This window comes from Albidovulum sp. (assembly GCF_008933605.1).
In the GTDB taxonomy this organism is placed as follows: Bacteria; Pseudomonadota; Alphaproteobacteria; order Rhodobacterales; family Rhodobacteraceae; genus Albidovulum.
This window is the reverse complement of record NZ_WBUS01000270.1, coordinates 1-2,477: the sequence shown is the minus strand read 5'-3', so window position 1 is coordinate 2,477 and position 2,477 is coordinate 1. Positions and strand designations below refer to the sequence as shown.

General features: G+C 71.9%; 3 protein-coding genes. 2 read left to right on the top strand and 1 reads right to left on the bottom strand.

From position 1 onward, the window contains the following. On the bottom strand, positions 1-154 hold a 154-nt coding region (locus tag F9K34_RS18650), incomplete at its 3' end, for a cation transporter (RefSeq protein ID WP_291338601.1). 175 nt (positions 155-329) lie between these two features. Between F9K34_RS18650 and F9K34_RS18645 the strand changes: the two genes are divergently transcribed. Together F9K34_RS18645 and F9K34_RS18640 are read left to right on the top strand one after the other, a co-directional pair. Next, positions 330-1,325, top strand: coding sequence for a hypothetical protein (locus F9K34_RS18645; protein ID WP_291338600.1), 996 nt, complete (start codon positions 330-332; stop codon positions 1,323-1,325). A 73-nt stretch (positions 1,326-1,398) separates the two neighbouring features. Beyond that, on the top strand, positions 1,399-2,477 hold a 1,079-nt coding region (locus F9K34_RS18640; protein ID WP_291338599.1), incomplete at its 3' end, for a trypsin-like peptidase domain-containing protein.

Below are 2,477 nucleotides of genomic sequence, written 5' to 3'. Positions count from 1 at the left end.
CCTCCGCCCGCTCCGTCGCCAGGTTGACGCTGGCAGCGAGAACCCCCGGCACGGCCTTCAGGGCGCCTTCGACACGCCCCACGCAGGAGGCGCAGGTCATCCCCCCGATGGGAAGGGATACCGTTTCGTCGGGGGCTCGCGCTGGAAGGTTCATGCGGCTGTCCTCGGGTCCGATGCCCGACCGTTGCAATATCGGATGTGCGACACCCGGCCGGAAGGGTCAAGACCGTGCCGGCGTCGTTGCCGCAGCCGACCCGGCTGGGGGCGACTTTCAGGATGTAATGCCGGCGTCCGGCTGCTATCCCGGAGCGACAGGCGGAACCAGAGCCATGCCGGACAGCAACCCACAGACCTTCAACATCCTCGCGGTGGCCCAGGCCGGACGGCTCGGCTACGAGGCGGTGGTACTCGCCGCCTCGCTCCGCGCCTCCGATCCCGGCTTTCCGGGCCGGCTGATCGTGATGGAGCCGCAGCCCGGCGGCGCCTGGCCCGGCGACCCGCGCCTGCCGGCCCCGGTTCGCGCCCTCCTCGAACGGCTCGGGGCCGAGGTCCTGCCCTTCGAGGCGCGCCATTTCGGCGCGGCCTACCCGCAGGGCAACAAGATCGAGGCGCTGACGGCCGCGCCCGAGGGCGCACCCTTCGTCTTTCTCGACAGCGACACGCTGGTGACCGGGCCGCTCTCGGCGGTGCCCTTCGACTTCGCGCGCCCCTCCGCCTCGATGCGCCGCGAGGGCACCTGGCCCGAGATCGAACTCTATGGCCCCGGCTACACCGCGATCTGGAAATCGCTCTACGACCGCTTCGGCCTCGACTTCGGCTCCTCGCTCGACCTCGCCCAGCCCGACGAGCACTGGGAACGCTACCTCTACTTCAACGCCGGCTGGTTCTTCGGCCCCTGTCCCCGGGCCTTCGGCCAGCGGTTCCTCGACTATGCGCTGTCGATCCGCGACGACCCGCCCGCGGAACTCGTCTGCCAGTCGCTCGATCCCTGGCTCGACCAGGTGGCGCTGCCCCTCGTCATCCACGCCCTCGGTGGCGGCCGGCCGGGGCCCGGACTTGCCGGGCTCGACGGCGCCGTGACCTGCCACTACCGGACCTTTCCGCTTCTTTACGCGCGCGAGAGCGATGCCGCGGTCACGGTGCTGGAGGAGGTCGCCGCCCCCAATTGGGTCAAGAAGGTCCTGAAGGAGCATGAGCCCCTGAGGAAGATCGTCTACCAGGGCAAGGGCGCGAAGGTCCGCGCGCTCTTCGACCGCAGCGCCCTTCCCCGCCGCGAACAGGTCATCCGCAACACGATCAAGCGCGCCGGCCTCTGGATGCGCTAGCGCGCAGGCCCTTGAAATGCCGCGCCATCGGCGCGACCTATGGTGCAACCGCCGCTGCCAGCCCCGTCGCCCCATGCGCCAGACACTTGCCGCCCTGCCGCTCCTTCTCGCCCTCGCCGCTCCGGGCTGGGCGGAGACACGGGTGCCCGCAAGCACCGCCGACATCGCGCTGTCCTTCGCGCCGGTGGTGCGGGCCGCCGCGCCCGCGGTCGTCTCGATCTACGCCCGCCGCATCGTCGCAGAACGCGCGTCCCCCTTCGCCGGCGACCCCTTCTTCTCGCAGTTCTTCGACTTCGGCCCGGCCACGCCGCGCATCCAGAACGCCCTCGGCTCGGGCGTGATCCTGCGCGCCGACGGGATCGTCGTGACCAATTACCATGTCGTGGCCGAGGCGGAGGACATCCAAGTCGTGCTCGCCGACGCGCGCGAGTTCGCGGGCGAGGTGATCCTCGCCGACCCCGGCCTCGACCTCGCGGTGATCCGGCTCGACGGAGCCGCGGACCTGCCCGCGCTGTCGCTGGCGGATGCCGACGCGGCCGAGGTCGGCGATCTCGTCCTGGCGATCGGCAATCCCTTCGGCGTCGGCCAGACCGTGACCTCCGGCATCGTCTCGGCCCTCGCGCGCGCCGGCCGCGGCGGCGGCAGGGGCGCGCCCGACCGTCCGCAGGGCTATTTCATCCAGACCGACGCGGCGATCAATCCCGGCAACTCGGGCGGCGCGCTCGTCGATACCGAGGGTCGGCTTCTCGGCATCAACACGATGATCGTCACCCGCTCGGGCGGGTCGAACGGCATCGGCTTCGCGATCCCCGCCAACATGGTCGGCCAGGTCGTGGCGCAGGCTGAGGCCGGCGCCAGCCGCTTCGTCCGCCCCTGGGCCGGGATCGACGTGCAGCCGGTGGACGCCGACCTGGCCGAGGCGCTGGGGCTTGCCGCGCCCGGCGGCGTGCTCCTGCGAGACCTGCACCCGGACAGCCCTTTCGCGGCGGCCGGGTTCAGAACCGGCGACGTCATCACCGCCATCGGCGGCCATGCCGTGGGCGGCGCGGCCGAACTCGACTACCGGCTCGCCGTGCTCGGCCCCGACGGCACGGCCGAGGTGACCTTTCGCCGCGGCGGCGCGGAGGCGACCGCAGCGGTGCAGCTCGCTCC